The sequence below is a fragment of the uncultured Nocardioides sp. genome (assembly GCF_902805925.1).
GTDB lineage: Bacteria > Actinomycetota > Actinomycetes > Propionibacteriales > Nocardioidaceae > Nocardioides.
This window is the reverse complement of record NZ_CADCUP010000107.1, coordinates 1-16,523: the sequence shown is the minus strand read 5'-3', so window position 1 is coordinate 16,523 and position 16,523 is coordinate 1. Positions and strand designations below refer to the sequence as shown.

Here is a 16,523-nt window from a genome sequence, read left to right as displayed (position 1 = left end):
AGGTGTCCGAGTATGCCGTGAGGCAGGGCGGCCGGCTCATTCGCCGGCGTAGGTGCCCTGCACCGCCCGGCCCGGCTCCCCCACGGGTCCACGCTCGACGCCGTCCACCGTGACCGTGACCGCACCGTCGGAGGTCTGCACGCGCACCGGCGGCGCGGCCTTGACGGTCTTGGTCTCGCCGATGGCGAGGTTGCCGTCGAACACGATCGCCCCGGTGGCGTCGCGCACCACGATCGAGGCGCCGCCGGCCACCGCGGCCACCTGCACGGGCACCGGGTCGGCCGCGGTCGCGGAGCCGCCGTACGGCCCTCCCGAGCCGTTGAGCACAGGCTGGGCGCCCCGCAGCTCGGGCGGTGCGTCCATGACCAGCCGGGCGATGGACCAGGCCAGGACCAGGGCCATCACGGCGGCCACCAGGATCGACCAGTTCGGGCCCCCGCGGGTGCCGCGGATGCTGCCGTGGGCGGTGGCGAGCTCCGCCTCGAAGACCCGGCGCGGATCGATCGGCGCGTGCGCGTAGCGGTCGTCGTACGCCGCGAGCAGCGGGGTCACGTCGATGCCGAGCACGCGGCACAGGGTGCGCAGGTGTCCGCGGGCGTAGAAGTCGCCGCCGCACGGGACGAAGTCGTCGACCTCGATCGACTCGATGACGTGGGGGCGGATGCGGGTGCGGTCGGCGAGCTGGTCGACGGTGAGGCCCAGGCGGGTGCGGGCGGCACGGAGCTCCGGCCCGACCACCGGGTCGTCGGCGGGCTCGATGCCCACCTCCTCGATGACCAGCGGTGCCACCGGGTCTCCGCCCCGGGCGATGGGGCGCACCCGGTCGCCCCAGACCTCGTCGTCCTCGACCATCTCCACGGCCGGGCGCGGCGCGGGGGCCTCGTCGAGGCGGCGCACATCGGCGCGGGCGGCCACTCCGGGGAGCCGGGTGGGCGCCGGCGTGGGCGCAGTGGCCTCGAGGTCGTCGCTCCGGGGCTCGTCGGTGTCGTGGTCCCCGACGTCGTGCGGCCCGCGGGAGGGCAGCAGGGACGAGACCCGGGCGATGCCGGCGGCCAGCAAGGGGCGCGGGTCGCGCACCCGCCGGGTCGCGGCCTCCGGCGCCTGCTGGACGGTCGCCTCGTCATCCCCCCGGTCGTCGGTGTCGGCCGTGCCGGCCATGTCGTCGGGGTCGTCGGCGTCGGCGGGGTCGATGGTGTCCTCGGCGTCCGGCCGGCCGGTGTCGATGACCACGAGCTCGGTGTGCTGGTCCGCGAGCGCGGCCAGGGCCGAGCCGAGGTCGTCGGTGCCGACGACCCGGGTGGAGAGCCCGAGCGGCAGCGCCAGCGGCGCGCCGTACAGCCAGCCGGCGAGCCTCGCGCGGCGCGTCGCCCCGCGGTCGAGCTCCTCGACCAGGCGCTCGGTGTTGTGCGGCACGACGACCAGGCGGCCGTCGCGCAGCAGCCCGGCGCGCGGGGTGTGCTCCACCCGGGCGACGGCACCCCACGGGAGGCCGCGCCACGAGCGTCCGAGCCGCACCCGCACGCCCTGGGCGTCGGCGACCAGCAGCGGCGTGCGCGCGTCGACCAGGGCGACGAGCCAGCCGATGCCCAGGGCACCGATGGCCACTGCCAGGACCCAGTCGAGCGGCGACCCGGTCAGGACGGCGCGGCGCAGGTAGAGGATCGCGATCGCGGCGGCGACGACGCCGACCACGGCGGCCAGACCGGCGTTGCGCCGGACCTCGACGGCGTCCGGCGCCATGCTCAGGCCCCGTTCGCGCCCGTGGTCGCGCCGGTCGTCGATCTCGTGGACTTCGGTGGCACTCATCGGTCCCCCTCCAGCGTGGCGATGACGGCGTCGAGCTCGTCGGGCTTCACGAGCACGTCGCGGGCCTTGGAGCCCTCGCTGGGCCCGACCACGCCGCGGCTCTCCATGATGTCCATCAGGCGGCCGGCCTTGGCGAAGCCGACCCGGAGCTTGCGCTGCAGCATCGACGTCGAGCCGAACTGCGTGGAGACGACGAGCTCGACGGCCTGGACGACCAGCTCCATGTCGTCGCCGATGTCGTCGTCGAGGTCGCGCTTGGCGGCCGCCGGGGCGGTCACGTCCTCGACGTAGCTGGGCTCGAGCTGGGTCTTGCAGGCCTTGACGACCTGGTGGATCTCCGCCTCGGTCACCCACGAGCCCTGCACACGGCGCGGCTTGCCCGCACCCATCGGCAGGAACAGCCCGTCACCCTGGCCGACCAGCTTCTCGGCGCCCGGCTGGTCCAGGATCACGCGGCTGTCGGTGACGCTCGAGGTGGCGAACGCCAGCCGCGACGGCACGTTGGCCTTGATCAGGCCGGTGACCACGTCGACCGAGGGTCGCTGCGTGGCGAGCACCAGGTGGATGCCGGCGGCCCGGGCGAGCTGGGTGATGCGGACGACCGCGTCCTCCACGTCGCGGGGCGCCACCATCATCAGGTCGGCGAGCTCGTCGACGACCACCAGCAGGTAGGGGTACGGCGACAGCACGCGCTCGCTGCCCGGCGGCACCTCCACCTTGCCGGCCCGCACGGCCTTGTTGAAGTCGTCGATGTGGCGGAAGCCGAAGTTGGCCAGGTCGTCGTAGCGCATGTCCATCTCGCGCACGACCCACGCCAGGGCCTCGGCGGCCTTCTTGGGGCTGGTGATGATCGGGGTGATCAGGTGCGGGATGCCCTCGTAGGCGTTCAGCTCGACCCGCTTGGGGTCGACCATGATCATCCGGACCTCGTCGGGCGTCGAGCGCATCAGGATCGAGGTGATCATCGAGTTGATGAACGACGACTTTCCCGATCCGGTGGCACCGGCGACGAGCAGGTGCGGCATCTTGGCCAGGTTCGCCACGACGAACCCGCCCTCGACGTCCTTGCCGAGCCCCGCGACCATCGGGTGGTGGTCGGACCGCGCCGTGTTGGAGCGCAGCACGTCGCCGAGGCTGACGATCTCCTTGTCGGTGTTGGGGATCTCGATGCCGATGGCCGACTTGCCCGGGATGGGCGAGAGGATCCGCACGTCGGCGCTCGCGACGGCGTACGCGATGTTCTTGGAGAGGGCGGTGACCTTCTCGACCTTGACGGCCGGGCCGACCTCCACCTCGTAGCGCGTGACCGTCGGGCCGCGCGTGTAGCCGGTGACCTGGGCGTCGATGTTGAACTCGTCGAGCACCTGGGTGAGCCGGCCGACGACGTCGTCGCTGGCCTTGGAGCGCGCCTTGTGCGGGGAGCCCGGCTTGAGCACGTCGTTGGGGGGGAGCGTGTAGGTCACGTCGCCGGAGAGCGAGAGCTGCTCGACACGCGGGGGCAGCGGGGTGTGCGGCGGCGGCTCGACGCGACCGCCGTCGGCCTCGGTGGCGGCGTCGGCGGGATCCATGATGGACAGGCCCGCGTCCGCGCCGCCGGTCTCCTCGCCGGTCTCCTCGCCGGCCTCCAGGGCCACGTCGAGGGCGTCGCGCTCGCGCCTGCCCGGCTTCTTGCGCCGGCCGGTCTCGCGGTCCTCCAGCACCGGGCTGTCGTAGGCCGGGTCGCCCATCGCCGGGTCGACGTCGTCGAGCCCGCCACGGGTGCGGAGGGCCTGGGTCACCTGGGTGTCGTCGGCGGCGCCACCGTCGGCCGGCGTGCGGCCCAGCAGCCGGTCGACGAGGCCGCGCAGCCTGGCGGGCACCTGGTAGACGGGCGTGGCGGTGATGACGAGCAGCCCGAAGAGGGCGAGCAGCACCAGCAGCGGCACCACGACGTACGCCGTGCGCAGCAGGTCCAGGAGCAGGCTCGAGACCACGAAGCCGATGGCACCGCCGGCCTGCTGCAGCGACCGGGCGTCGCCCAGCTCCGGCTGCGGGTTGCCGTTGGCGATGTGCACGATGCCCAGCAGGCCCAGGCACAGCGCCGACCACCCGATCACCTGGCGGCCGGCCGGGCCGTTGTGCTCGGGGTCGCGCAGCGTGCGCCAGCCGAGGTAGGCCAGCCACAGCGGCACGAGCCAGCCGACCTTGCCGACCGAGCCGGCGACGGCCGAGCGCACCAGCTCCATGAACCCGCCCGGGGGCTGCCACCACACGGCGGCCGCGACGACCACGGCCAGTCCGAACAGGAACAGGCCGACCCCGTCGCGACGGTGTGCCGGGTCGAGGTCACGCGCGCTGTGGCCGATGCTGCGGGCGACCGAGCCGATCGCGTGCGCGATGCCCAGCCAGACGGCGGCGACCGCGCGGCCGAGGCCGGAGAAGGCGCGGGAGACGGGGCCGGGACCGTTGCGGACGGCACGGGGTGCCGGGCGTCGGGCAGGGCTCTTGGAGGCACCTCGGCTGGAGGTACTCCGGGATCGGGTGCTCGCCTTCCGGGCGGTGGATCCGGATCGCGACATCGCGGTGGATCCACTCCTGGACGTGCTCGAGCTCCGCGACCCCGGCGGGGAAGACGTACGGGTCGCCATGGTGGCGACCCTACGGCCAAGTCACACCAGCCCCAGGGACCACAGTCGTCAACGGCTGCGTGTCGTGGCGATCCGGGCCGACGCCGCCACGACAACCCGTCCCACTGGCACCAGGACGTGACAACTTTTTACACCCCGCCCTTTACCTGTCACGAGGTGCCTCCATAAGGTGACCCGCGTCACCTGTCCGCTCGGGGTGGGTGGCGCTCTCTTTCATGGAGGAAAAACATAGTGAAGCTCCTCAGGCAGGGGATCGCCCTGGCGGTCGCCGGAGCTGGCCTCGCGGTGATACCCGCGATCCAGGGCCAGGCACAGGCGGCAGAGCCGTCTCTCGTGCAGCAGATGAAGAACCAGGCCGACGGCACGGTCGAGGTCCGCTCGAACCCCGCCACCGGCAAGATCGGGTTCGCCAGGGCCAAGGGCGGCACCGCCGACCTGATGCCGGGCCTCGGCGCGGCCACCGGTGCGCAGGCCGCCGACAAGGCAGCCGCGTACCTCGAGAAGTACGGCGTCGCGTTCGGCGCCACGGCGGCTCAGCTCCAGGAGCGGCGCGTCGACCGCACCGAGGTCGGCTGGACCGTCTCCTACACCCAGGAGTACCAGGGCATCGACGTCTTCGGCTCGATGATCAAGGCCAACGTCGACAACAGCGGCGACCTGACCTCCGTCAACGGCTACGCCGCCCCGGACCTGTCGCTCTCCGTCACCCCGCGCATCTCCGCGGCCGACGCGGGGGCCCGCGCGGTCCGGCTGGTCAAGGCCACGCCCGCCAGCGAGGGCGGCGACGCCCTCGACACCCGTGGTGTCGAGGCGCGCGCGCCGAAGCTGGTGGTCTACCGCCTCGGTGCCGTCAAGAGCGAGGCCGGCGAGGCGATCCTCGCCTACGCGGTCGAGGTCACCAACGACAAGACCGTGCGCGACATGGTCTTCCTGGACGCCCAGACCGGCAAGCCCGTCAACCGCTACTCCATGCTGCACTCCGGCCTGAACCGCGAGCTGTACGAGGCCACCGGCACCGCCCAGGCCCCGGTGCTCACGCGGGTGTGGAAGGAGGGCGACCCGTTCCCGGGCGGGCTGAACCCCGACCAGCAGAACCTCGTCAACTCCTCCGGCGAGTCCTACTGGCTGTTCCGCAACGCCTTCGGCCGTGACTCCTACGACGGCGCCGGCGCGATCATGAGGACGGTCAACAACGACCCGCGCATCAGCTGCCCCAACGCCAACTGGAACGGCGTCACCACCAACTACTGCAACGGCGTCACCTCGGACGACATCGTCTCGCACGAGTGGGGGCACGCCTACACCGAGTACACCTCGGGGCTGATCTACCAGTACCAGTCCGGCGCGCTCAACGAGTCCTACTCGGACGTGTGGGGCGAGACGCTCGACCTGATCAACCAGCGCGAGGACGAGGGCGAGAACTTCACGACCGCGCGCACCGTCGGCGACTGTGAGACGACCGCTCCCCCGGCCCTCGACTTCGAGATCACCGCACCGGCAGCCGTTGCGGGGCCCTGCTTCGCGATCGCCGCGACCGGCGCCAGGCCCTTCACCACCACCCCGGTGACCGCGACCGTCGTGGTCGCGGTCGACGCGGCCAACACCGCTGGGCCCTCCACGACCGATGGCTGCTCGCCGTTCTCGAACGCGACGACCGTGGCCGGCAAGTGGGCCTACGTCGACCGGGGCACCTGCCCCTTCGCGACCAAGGTCGCCAACGCCGAGACCGCCGGCGCCACCGGCATCGTGATCGGCAACAACAACGTCGACGTCCCGGCGGGCTTCACCGGCGACCCGGACCTGTACGGCGCGATGGTCAGCCAGGCCGACGGCCAGCGGATCAAGACCGCCGGTGGCCCCGTCACGGTCAGCGTCTCCGCCGAGGACCTCACTACCCGGGCGAACTCCACCCGGTGGCTGATGGGCGAGAAGTCGACGGCGTTCGGTGGCGCGATCCGTGACATGTGGAACCCCACGTGCTACGGCGACCCCGGCAAGGTGACCGACGTCGAGTACAAGTGCGACCCGCTCAACTCCGACGCCGGCGGCGTGCACTCCAACTCCGGTGTGCCCAACCACGCCTACGCGCTCGTCGTCGACGGTGGCGCCTACAACGGCCAGACCGTCACCGCTCTGGGACTCGACAAGGCCGCTGCCATCTGGTGGCGCGCCCAGACCGCCTACCTCACCCCGCAGTCGAACTTCATCGACGCCGCCGACGCGCTGGAGTCCTCCTGCGCCGACCTGGTGGGCGCACCGATCAAGCAGCTGACCACGGCGCCGAACGCGACGCCGGCCGACGCCGCTCCGATCACCGCGGGCGACTGCGCGTCGGTGGCTGCCGCCAACGCCGCCACCGAGATGCGCACCGAGCCGCAGCGCTGCGACTTCCGCCCCCTGCTCCAGCAGGGCGCTCCGTCGGTCTGCGGTGAGGGCTTCGCCTCCGAGGCCCTGTGGACCGAGGACTTCGAGGACGGGCTCGCCGGCTGGACCGCCAGCAGCGAGACGGTCTACGCGGGTGGGCTGAACGCCCCCTGGACCTCCGTGGCGTCTGCCCCGGAAGGCACCGGGGACCCGCACCCGAGCAAGGTCGCCTTCGGCCCGGCTCCCGACCAGGGCCAGTGCTCCGGCACCGCCGGTGACTTCTCGAGCCGTGACTCGATCACGGGCCCGATCGTCGAGCTGCCCGACAACCTCCGCTCCCCGAAGATGTCCTTCGAGCACTACGTCGCCACCGAGTCCGGCTACGACGGCGGCAACGTGAAGGTCAGCGTCAACGGCGGTGCGTTCCAGGCCATCCCGGCCGCGGCGTACACCTTCAACGCACCCGGGGTCCTCTTCACCGAGGCGCAGGGGAACACCAACCCGCTGGCCGGCGAGCCGGCCTTCACCGGCACCGACGGCGGTCAGACGAAGGGCAGCTGGGGCGAGTCGCAGGTCGACGTCACGGCACTCGGCGTCTCCGGCGGCGACACGGTGCAGTTCCGCTTCGACATCGGTCGCGACGGCTGCGGTGGCAACGAGGGTTGGTACGTCGACAACATCGAGCTGGTCCAGTGCAAGCTGGCGGCCAAGGTCAGCGCCGTCCACGTGCCCGAGCCCTCGACCTTCGGTCAGGCCTCCTCGGTCAAGGTGACGGTCGAGCGCTCCGGCTCCGTGGGCACCGCGCCCACCGGTGACGTGACGCTCGAGAAGGCCGACGGCAGCGTGGTCGGCACCGGCACCCTCGCCGGTGGCACCACGACCATCGCCCTGCCTGCGGACCTGCCGGTCGGGGTGCACACGCTGAGCGTCGAGTACTCCGGCGACGCCACCATCGCGGCGGCGTCGGCCAAGGTCACCGTGACCGTCAAGGCCGGCTCGGGCGCCGACTCGCGGACGAAGCTGCGGATCTTCCCGAAGAAGCCGAGCTTCCGTGACGACATCAAGGCCGTCGCGAAGGTCAAGGCGGTCGGCGGGGTCAAGGTCACCGGCAAGGTGAAGTTCGTCCTCGACGGCAAGCGGGTCGGCAGCAAGGTCGTCGACGACGGCCGGGCCAAGATCACCATCACCAAGAACCTGCGGGTCGGCAAGCACAAGATCGTCGCCGTCTACAAGGGTTCGAAGACGGTGGATGACAGCCGTGACCTGGTGAAGTTCAAGGTCAGGCGCTGATCAGGCACTGACCGGTCACTGACCGGTGTCACACGCGGGGCCCCGCCGGAGATGATCCGGCGGGGCCTCCGTCATGTCTCCGTGATGTCTCCGTCATGTCTCGGGCGGGCCTCATGAGGTCGAGGAGGACTGCCCCTGGCGCGGCAGGCGCAGCGCGAAGGTGCTGCCGACGCCGTACTCCGACTCGACGACGATGTCGCCGCCGTGCAGCTCGGCGATGCGCCGGGAGATCGCCAGGCCGAGCCCGGTGCCGGGCAGGCTGAGGGCATCGGGGTTGCTGGAGCGGTGGAACGCCGAGAACAGGTGGCCCTGGTCGCCCCGGGAGATGCCGAGTCCGGTGTCCCTCACGCGCACGACGGCGAAGGGGCCGTCGTACGACGTGCCGACCTCCACCCGACCGCCGCGACGGGTGTACTTCACGGCGTTACCGACCAGATTGTCGAGGACGCGGCCCAGCTCCTCGGCGTCGCCCGACACCCGGACGGGTGCCTCGTGGGGCACCAGGGTGCAGGAGATCCCGGCCGTCGTCGCCTGGAAGGCGAGCAGGTCGACACTGTTGCGGCACAGCTGCTCGAGGTCGACGGAGCAGCGCACGCGCGGGCGCTTGTCCTGCAGGCTCGAGTAGTTGAGCAGGTTCGTGGTCAGCCGGTCGAGCCGCTGGGCGTTGCGGGAGATGGCGGCCACGGACGCCGCCGCCAGCTCGGCGTCTGCGAGGAGCTCGACGTGCCCGATGATCGAGGTGAGCGGGGTCTTCAGCTCGTGAGAGATGGTGGCGATCAGCTCGGACTTGTAGCGGTCGAGCTCCAGCAGCTCCGCGACCAGGCGGCTCTCGCGCTCGTACAGCCGTGCGTTGAGGAGCGGGGATGCGGCCGCCGGGCGGGGGGTCGAATCCCATGGTCCCGAGGAACTCGCCGGTGGCGGAGTACAGCGGCGCCATCAGCATGTCCTCGGGGTGCCAGGCGCCGGGCTCCTCGCTGGGCTCGATGTCAGGGGTCAGACGACGCTGTCGCGCAGCCACTGGGGCACGCGGTCGTGGGCCATGAAGCGCAGGATGCCCCAGTGCTCGGCCCCGTCCATGGCTCGGCGCATGTCGTCGGCGGGGTCCCGGTCGCCCAGGATCGCCTCGGCCACGCCCGGCGGGCCCTGCACGTGGGTGACCACGACCTCCGCCCCGTCGACCTCCGAGATGGCGACGGCACCGAATCCCAGCTCGATCACGCCGCTGGCGACCTCGCCCAGCACCTCCACCGTGTCGGTCGAGGAGTTGACGCGCCGCATCAGCTCGAACAGGCGCGCGACGCTCTGGTTGTCCGCCTCGCGGAAGGTGTCCCCCGGACGCCTCGCCGGGTGCCCTCAGGACGCAGGCGCCGAGGCCGCGCCGTCCAAGCAGTCGGCGCGCGGGAGGCGGAGCCGGAACGTGCTGCCCTCGCCCAGCTGGGACTCGACCGAGATGTCGCCCCCGTGGATGTCGGCGATGCGGCGGGCGATCGCCAGTCCGAGGCCGGTGCCGGGGATCGAGAGGGCCTCGGGGTTGCTGGACCGGTGGAAGGCCGAGAACAGGTGGGTCTGGTCGATCGGGGAGATGCCCAGGCCGGTGTCCGAGACGGCCACCTCGGCGGTCTCGTCGTCGTAGCGGACGCAGACGGCGACCAGGCCGCCGGGACGGGAGTACTTCACCGCGTTGCCGATGATGTTGTCGACCACCCGCCCGAGCTCGTCGGGGTCGCCGAGGACGGTCACCTTGCCGTCGGGCCGGCCCAGCGACCAGCGCAGGCCGGCGGCCTCCGCCTGGAACTGGAGCAGCTCGAGGCTGTTCTGGGCCAGCTCGGTGAGGTCGACCGTCGTGCGGACGTGCTCGCGCTTGTCCTGGACCCGGGAGTAGTTCAGGAGGTTCGCGATCAGCTGGTTGAGGCGCTGGGCGTTGCGGGCGATCGCCTGCACCGACCGGGAGGCGTGCTCGGTCTCGTCGAGCAGCTCGGTGTGCCCGATGATCGAGGTGAGCGGGGTCTTCAGCTCGTGGGAGATGGTGGCGATCAGCTCGCCCTTGTAGCGGTCGAGCTCCTGCAGCTCCGCGACCAGGCGGCTCTCGCGCTCGTACAGGCGTGCGTTGAGCACGATGCGCCCGAGCTCCCGGGCGATCTCGCGCACCGCCGACATCTCCTGCTCGCTGAGCACTGCCTCGGTGGCGCGCATGACCACCAGGTAGCCCAGCAGCTCCACGCCCACGCCCAGCGGCGCGACCACCATGCTGCGCGCCCCGTGCTGCCGCATGACCGCCTGGAGCGCCGCACGAGCCTCCGGCAGCACACGGGAGCGCTCCGCCTCGACCGTGAGGTGCACGGCGGCGCCCTGCACCCACGCCCCCCGGACCAGGTCGGGCCGCAGGTCGGGCAGGTCGCCGCCGGCTGCACCCGCCCGGGCCGGGTAGCAGGCGGTGTGCTCGCTGCGGCCCATCTCCCCGTCCGGGAAGCAGCGGATCCACGTCTGGACGGCTCCGAAGCCGTGCGACAGCGCCTCGACGGACCGCTCCAGCGTCGAGCCCAGCCCGACCAGGCTGGGCGCCATGGCGACGTCCTTGACGATCTCGCCGAGCCGCACCTGCTCGGCCAGCCGCTCGCGTTGCTGGGCGTTCGACAGCGCGAGGCCGGCCTGCACGACGAACAGCTCGAGCAGGTCGCGCAGCGCCTGGTTGGGGATCCGGTTGTCCGGCGGGAAGTCGACCGCCATGTTGCCGAGCAGCTCGCCGGTGGCGCTGTAGAGCGGGGCGTAGAGGGCGTCCTCTGGGTGCCACGCCTCCGGGTCGTCGTCGGGCTCGTAGTCGGGGATCCAGGCGTTGTCCAGGAACTCGTCGTCGACCCGCCCGTGCGGCACGAAGCGCAGGATCCCCCAGCGGTCGGCCTGGCGGAACTCGTCCATGATCCGCTGCTTGGGGGTGCGACGCCCGATGATCTGGGCCCGGATCTCGTCGGGTCCGGCATAGGCGGTCATCACCAGGAAGTCGCCCTCGAGGCGCGCGATGGCGGCCACGCCGAAGCCCAGCACCTCCACCACGCCACCGGCGATCTCCTCCAGCACCCCTGCGGTGTCGGTGGAGGAGTTCACCCGGCGCATCAGGTCGAAGAGTCGCCGGACACCTTCTGCACGCGAAGGATCCAGGTCCTGCATCGCTGCCTCCGAGGCGCCGGCCGATGGTCGGGCACGACGCGCGGTCGTGCCATCCCTCCACCATAGGCACCGACGGCCCCGAGCGCGTGCCTTTCGACCAACAGCTATGCCTCGATCACGACCGGGATGATCATCGGACGGCGCCGGTGCGCCCGGCTCACCCAGCGGCCCACCACGCGGCGCACGGTCTGCTGGAGCTGGTAGGAGTCGTGCACGCCGTTGGCCATCGCCTTGTCGAGGGCGTCGACGATGGCCGGCTTGACGTCCTCGAACGTCGCATCGGACTCGGCGAATCCGCGGGCGTGGATCTCGGGACCGCTGGAGACCTTCCCCGTGACCGAGTCGATGACCACGATGACCGAGATGAAGCCCTCCTCGCCCAGGATCCGGCGGTCCTTGAGCGAGGACTCGGTGATGTCGCCGACGCTGGAGCCGTCGACGAAGACGTAGCCGCAGTCGACCTTGCCCGCGATCCGGGCCACGCCGTCGACGAGGTCGACGACCACGCCGTCCTCGGCCATGACGACGTGCGGGACCCCGGTCGCGCGGGCCAGGTCGGCGTTGGCGCGCATGTGCCGGATCTCGCCGTGCACGGGCAGCACGTTGCGGGGCCGCACGATGTTGTAGCAGTAGAGGAGCTCACCGGCGCTGGCATGCCCGGAGACGTGCACCAGGGCGTTGCCCTTGTGCACGACGTTGGCGCCCAGGCGGGAGAGACCGTTGATCACGCGGTAGACGGCGTTCTCGTTGCCCGGGATGAGGGAGCTGGCCAGGACGACCGTGTCGCCCTCCTCGAGGTGCACGAAGCTGTGGCTGCGCTGGGCGATCCGGCTCAGCGCCGAGAGCGGCTCGCCCTGCGACCCGGTGGAGATCAGCACCTGGCGCTCGGGCGGCAGGTCGGCGAGCTCCTTGGCGTCGACCAGCACGCCCGCGGGCACGGTGAGGTAGCCCAGCTCCTTGGCGACCTGCATGTTGCGCACCATCGAGCGGCCGACGTAGGCGACCTTGCGGTCGTGCGCGACGGCGGCGTCGAGCGCCTGCTGGACGCGGTGCACGTGGCTGGCGAAGCAGGCCACGATGATCCGCTGCTCGCTCTTCTGGAACACCCGGTCGAGCACCGGGCCGATGTCCTTCTCCGCCGTCGTGAAGCCGGGCACCTCGGCGTTGGTGGAGTCGGTGAGGAAGAGGTCGACGCCCTCCTCCCCCAGCCGCGCGAACGCGCGGAGGTCGGTGATCCGGCCGTCGAGGGGCAGCTGGTCCATCTTGAAGTCGCCGGTGTGCAGCACCAGGCCGGCGCCGGTGCGGATGGCCACGGCGAGCGCGTCGGGGATCGAGTGGTTGACCGCGACGAACTCGAGGTCGAAGGGGCCCAGCGACATCCGGTCGCCGGCCTCGACCGTGTGGTGCACGGTCTCCTTGAGGCGGTGCTCGCGCAGCTTGGAGTCGAGCAGCGCCAGGGTCAGCTGCGAGCCGACGAGCGGGATGTCGCCGCGCTCGCGCAGGAGGTACGGCGTGGCGCCGATGTGGTCCTCGTGACCGTGGGTCAGCACCAGCGCCTCCACGTCGTCGAGGCGGTCACGGATGGGGTCGAAGTCGGGCAGGATCAGGTCGACGCCGGGGTGGTGGTCCTCGGGGAACAGCACGCCGCAGTCGACGACGAGAAGCCGGCCGTCGTACTCGAAGACCGTCATGTTGCGGCCGATCTCGCCGAGGCCCCCGAGCGGGATGACGCGCAGGGCGCCCTTCGGCAGCGGGACAGGGGTCGAGAGCTCGGGATGGGGGTGGGACAAGGGATCTCCTCAGATCAGGTGGGACGCGGCGAGGCCGGCGCGCAGGGCGGCCACCTCGTCGTCGTCGAGGGGGACCAGCGGTCCTCGCACGTTCCGGTTGTCGAGCACGCCGAGCAGCTGCAGGGCTGCCTTGGCGGTGGTGGCTCCGTAGTTGGCGACGCCCATGACGGCGTCGACCGCGGGGAGCAGCCGCGTGAAGACGGCGAGGGCCTCGGCGTGGTCGCCGGCGTCGAAGGCGTCGATCATGGCGCGCAGCTCGTCTCCGGCGGCGTGGCCGACGACCGAGACGACACCGCAGCCGCCGTGCGCCAGCCACCCGAGGGTGGCGACGTCGTCGCCGGAGTAGACCGCGAGGCCCGTCTGGCGCAGGCGCACGCCGCGGGTGAAGTCGCCGACGGCGTCCTTGACCGCGACGACCTGGGGCCACTCGGCGGCGCGCTCGTAGGTGTCCAGGGCGATCGTGGTGCCGGTGCGCCCCGGCACGTCGTAGAGCATCACGGGCACGTCGCTGGCCTCGACCACACTGCGGAAGTGGTGCAGGACGCCGGCCTGGCCGGGCTTGTTGTAGTACGGCGTGACGAGCAGGAGTCCGTCGGCGCCGATCTTCGCGGCCTGACGGGCCAGCTCGACCGAGTGCGCGGTGGCGTTGGTGCCCACGCCGGCCACGACGGTGGCCCGGTCGCCGACGGCGTCCTTGACCGCCTGCAGGACCTGGCCGTCCTCCTCGACCGAGGTGGTCGGCGACTCACCGGTCGTGCCGCTGACCACGACGCCGTCGTGGCCGTGCTCGACCAGGTGCTCGGCGATGCGCGCGGTGGCTTCCAGGTCGACGGAGCCGTCGTCGGCGAAGGCGGTGGCCATCGCGGTCAGGACGCGGCCGAACGGCGCGGCGGGCAGGCTCATGTGCCTAGGTTATCGGCCCGGGCGCGGCGGGGCTCGACCCGCTCCAGCCACACCCAGTCGAGGTCCGGCCGGGTGACCCGTCGCGCCTCGTGCCACTCCCCCGGGTCGACGTCGGGGTAGAACGCGTCGCCTCGCGGGGCCAGGTGCACCTCGGTGAGCACCTGGTGGGTGGCCCGGGGCAGCGCGAGGGCGTAGACCTGCGCCCCGCCGGCGACGTACACCTCGTCGTCGGCGGCCAGCGCGAGCGCCTGGTCGAGACCGTGGGCGACCTCGACGCCCTCGTCGTGCCAGCCGGGGTCGCGGGTCATCACGATGGTGCGGCGACCGGGCAGGGGCCGGCCGATCGACTCGTGGGTGAGGCGGCCCATGACCAGCGTGTGCCCGAGGGTCTCGGCCTTGAAGTGGGCGAAGTCGTGGGGCAGGTGCCACGGGATGGCGCCGCGGTCGCCGATGACGCGGTTCTCGGCGTACGCCGCGATGAGCGTGAGCCGGCGGGCCCGGGACGGCACTTGCGTCGGCTGCTCAGACGGCAATGGGGGCCTTGATGCCGGGATGCGGGTCGTAGCCCTCGAGAGCGATGTGCTCGAGCTCGAACCGGTCGATCTCGGTGACCCGCGGGTCGAGGGTCAGCGTCGGCAGGGCGCGCGGCTCCCGGGTGAGCTGCAGGCGGGCCTGGTCGAGGTGGTTGGCGTAGAGATGCGCGTCGCCGAGCGTGTGCACGAAGTCGCCCACCTCGAGACCGGTCACCTGGGCCACCATGTGGGTGAGCAGGGCGTAGGAGGCGATGTTGAACGGAACGCCGAGGAACACGTCGGCGCTGCGCTGGTAGAGCTGGCAGCTGAGCCGTCCCGGCCCGTCGGCCCGCGGGGCGACGTAGAACTGGAACATCGTGTGGCAGGGCGCCAGCGCCATGTCGGGGATGTCGGCGACGTTCCACGCGCTGACGACGTGCCGGCGGCTGTCGGGGTCGCTGCGGAGCTGCTCGACGACCTGCCCCACCTGGTCGACGTGGCTGCCGTCCGGGGTGGGCCACGACCGCCACTGGCGCCCGTAGACCGGGCCCAGGTCACCGTGCTCGTCGGCCCACTCGTCCCAGATCGTGATGCCGCGCTCCTGGAGCCACCGCACGTTGGTGTCACCGCGCAGGAACCAGATCAGCTCCCCGAAGACCGAGCGCGTGTGCACCTTCTTGGTCGTGACCAGCGGGAAGCCGGCACGCAGGTCGAAGCGCATCTGGTGACCGAAGACCGACCGCGTGCCGGTGCCGGTGCGGTCGGACTTCTCGACGCCCTCGTCGAGGATCCGCTGGAGCAGGTCGAGGTAGGCCTTCACGCCGGTCACCCTACGACCTGGCGCCGCCATCGTCCGGGACCGGCCGCGTGCCGCCAGGCCCTGGCCGCAAACATGAGTGACTTGATAAGGTTTGTCCATGAGCCTCGACACGCTGCCGCTGCCCGACCTCGCCGCCGCCGAGGTCGTGGTGCCGGCACCCGGCCCCGGGCCGGGCAACTGGGCGGGTGCCGCGAGCGCGACCCTGGTCGACGGCGTCGTCTGGCTCGCCTACCGCGTGCGGCGGCCGCTCACCGAGGGGCGCGGGGTCTCCACGGTGGTGGCGCGCAGCGCCGACGGTGTCCGCTTCGAGACCGTCAGCGAGGTCCGGCGCGACGACTTCGGCGCCGAGTCCTTCGAGCGTCCCGTCGTGCTGCGCCGCCCCGACGGCGGGTGGCGGCTCTACCTCAGCTGTGCCACCCCGGCGTCCAAGCACTGGTGGATCGAGGCCGTCGACGCCGACAGCCCCGACGGCTTCCCCACGGGGACCCGCACCGTGGTGGCCTCGGGCGACGACGCCGTGGCGATCAAGGACCCCGTCATCCTGGTCGAGGACGGGATCTGGCACATGTGGACCACCGAGCACCCACTCGACGAGGTCGGCCACGAGGACCGGATGCGCACGGCCTACTCCACCTCCGTGGACGGCCTCCTCTGGGACCGCCGCACCACGGTCCTCGAGCCCCGTCCCGGGGAGTGGGACGCCCGGGGCGCCCGCGTCACCGCCGTCGTCTCGCTGGAGCCGCTCGTCGTGCTGTACGACGGCCGGGCCCGCGCCGAGGACAACTGGCACGAGGTCACGGGCGTGGCGCGCGGCCGCGCCGACGGCGTGCTGACAGCCGACCCCGGTGGGCCGGTGGCCCGCTCACCACACTCCGACGGGGCCCTGCGCTACGCCACCGCGGTGCGACTCGCGAACGGCAGCATCCGCTTCTACGTCGAGGCCGCCCGGCCGGACGGCGCTCACGACCTCGTCACGAGCGTCAGCCCGGGGTGACGGAGGCGCCCTGGCGGCGGCTCTCGTAGGAGCCGCCGTCACGGTAGGCCCTCCAGTCGGCGAACGACTCCCCCGTGACCCGCTCCAGCACCTCGATGTCGGGCAGGTGCGGCTCCAGCAGGACCGACCGCTGCTCGAGGGTCAGCCGGGGACGCGCCGGGTCGCCGCCCCGGTGCAGCTGGGCGACCAGCGGCTTGCTGAACCGACGCCACACCTGGGGCGGCAGGAACTGCGCCGCCGAGGCGCCGGCTC

General features: G+C 72.1%; 11 protein-coding genes and 1 pseudogene. 2 read left to right on the top strand and 10 right to left on the bottom strand.

What is annotated here, in order from left to right; translation table 11 throughout:
• Positions 1–36 precede the first annotated feature (36 nt).
• On the bottom strand, positions 37–1,806 hold the full coding sequence (locus QZX64_RS07430) for a RodZ domain-containing protein (RefSeq protein WP_295658031.1): 1,770 nt from the start codon (positions 1,804–1,806) through the stop codon (positions 37–39).
• Positions 1,803–4,433, bottom strand: a complete 2,631-nt coding sequence (locus QZX64_RS07425) for a DNA translocase FtsK (RefSeq protein WP_295658030.1) — start codon at positions 4,431–4,433, stop codon at positions 1,803–1,805. The genes QZX64_RS07430 and QZX64_RS07425 overlap by 4 nt, the downstream gene beginning before the upstream one ends.
• 231 nt (positions 4,434–4,664) lie before the next feature.
• Here QZX64_RS07425 and QZX64_RS07420 point away from each other — a divergent pair, with 231 nt between their 5' ends.
• Positions 4,665–8,087 (top strand): M4 family metallopeptidase, encoded by a 3,423-nt coding sequence (locus QZX64_RS07420; protein ID WP_295658029.1) that lies wholly within the window; start codon positions 4,665–4,667, stop codon positions 8,085–8,087.
• 111 nt (positions 8,088–8,198) lie between these two features.
• On the opposite strand, the gene QZX64_RS07415 is transcribed toward QZX64_RS07420, so the two are convergent.
• From QZX64_RS07415 to QZX64_RS07385, 7 genes are all read right to left on the bottom strand, one after another.
• The gene (locus QZX64_RS07415) at positions 8,199–8,864 is read right to left on the bottom strand and encodes a cell wall metabolism sensor histidine kinase WalK (RefSeq protein ID WP_295658051.1); all 666 of its coding nucleotides are present in this window, start codon (positions 8,862–8,864) and stop codon (positions 8,199–8,201) included.
• Between the two features lie 216 nt (positions 8,865–9,080).
• Positions 9,081–9,365 (bottom strand): hypothetical protein, encoded by a 285-nt coding sequence (locus tag QZX64_RS07410; RefSeq protein ID WP_295658028.1) that lies wholly within the window; start codon positions 9,363–9,365, stop codon positions 9,081–9,083.
• A gap of 75 nt (positions 9,366–9,440) precedes the next feature.
• Complete coding sequence (locus QZX64_RS07405) at positions 9,441–11,252, bottom strand: cell wall metabolism sensor histidine kinase WalK (protein WP_295658027.1); 1,812 nt, start codon at positions 11,250–11,252, stop codon at positions 9,441–9,443.
• A 104-nt stretch (positions 11,253–11,356) separates the two neighbouring features.
• Entirely contained in the window at positions 11,357–13,042 is a 1,686-nt protein-coding gene (locus tag QZX64_RS07400; protein WP_295658026.1) for a ribonuclease J, read from the bottom strand.
• 9 nt (positions 13,043–13,051) lie between these two features.
• A complete protein-coding gene (gene dapA, locus QZX64_RS07395; RefSeq protein WP_295658025.1) occupies positions 13,052–13,945 on the bottom strand; it encodes a 4-hydroxy-tetrahydrodipicolinate synthase in 894 nt (297 codons plus the stop codon).
• Positions 13,942–14,454: a dihydrofolate reductase gene (locus QZX64_RS07390; RefSeq protein ID WP_295658024.1), complete on the bottom strand. Its 513-nt coding sequence runs from the start codon at positions 14,452–14,454 to the stop codon at positions 13,942–13,944. The genes dapA and QZX64_RS07390 overlap by 4 nt, the downstream gene beginning before the upstream one ends.
• 13 nt (positions 14,455–14,467) lie before the next feature.
• Positions 14,468–15,277, bottom strand: coding sequence for a thymidylate synthase (locus QZX64_RS07385; protein ID WP_295658023.1), 810 nt, complete (start codon positions 15,275–15,277; stop codon positions 14,468–14,470).
• Positions 15,278–15,374: 97 nt separating this feature from the next.
• Here QZX64_RS07385 and QZX64_RS07380 point away from each other — a divergent pair, with 97 nt between their 5' ends.
• Entirely contained in the window at positions 15,375–16,271 is an 897-nt protein-coding gene (locus tag QZX64_RS07380) for a hypothetical protein (RefSeq protein ID WP_295658021.1), read from the top strand.
• Here QZX64_RS07380 and QZX64_RS07375 read toward each other — a convergent pair.
• A pseudogene (locus QZX64_RS07375) lies at positions 16,258–16,523 on the bottom strand (sulfotransferase); the annotation flags it as partial. The gene QZX64_RS07380 and the pseudogene QZX64_RS07375 sit on opposite strands and share 14 nt — an antisense overlap.

Bases quoted from the DNA above. Each gene is read 5' to 3' on its own strand.
- QZX64_RS07430 (WP_295658031.1), bottom strand. From the start codon at position 1,806: ATGAGTGCCACCGAAGTCCACGAGATCGACGACCGGCGCGACCACGGG.
- QZX64_RS07425 (WP_295658030.1), bottom strand. From the start codon at position 4,433: ATGGCGACCCGTACGTCTTCCCCGCCGGGGTCGCGGAGCTCGAGCACG.
- QZX64_RS07410 (WP_295658028.1), bottom strand. From the start codon at position 9,365: ATGCGGCGCGTCAACTCCTCGACCGACACGGTGGAGGTGCTGGGCGAG.
- QZX64_RS07405 (WP_295658027.1), bottom strand. From the start codon at position 11,252: ATGCAGGACCTGGATCCTTCGCGTGCAGAAGGTGTCCGGCGACTCTTC.
- dapA (WP_295658025.1), bottom strand. From the start codon at position 13,945: ATGAGCCTGCCCGCCGCGCCGTTCGGCCGCGTCCTGACCGCGATGGCC.
- QZX64_RS07380 (WP_295658021.1), top strand. From the start codon at position 15,375: ATGAGCCTCGACACGCTGCCGCTGCCCGACCTCGCCGCCGCCGAGGTC.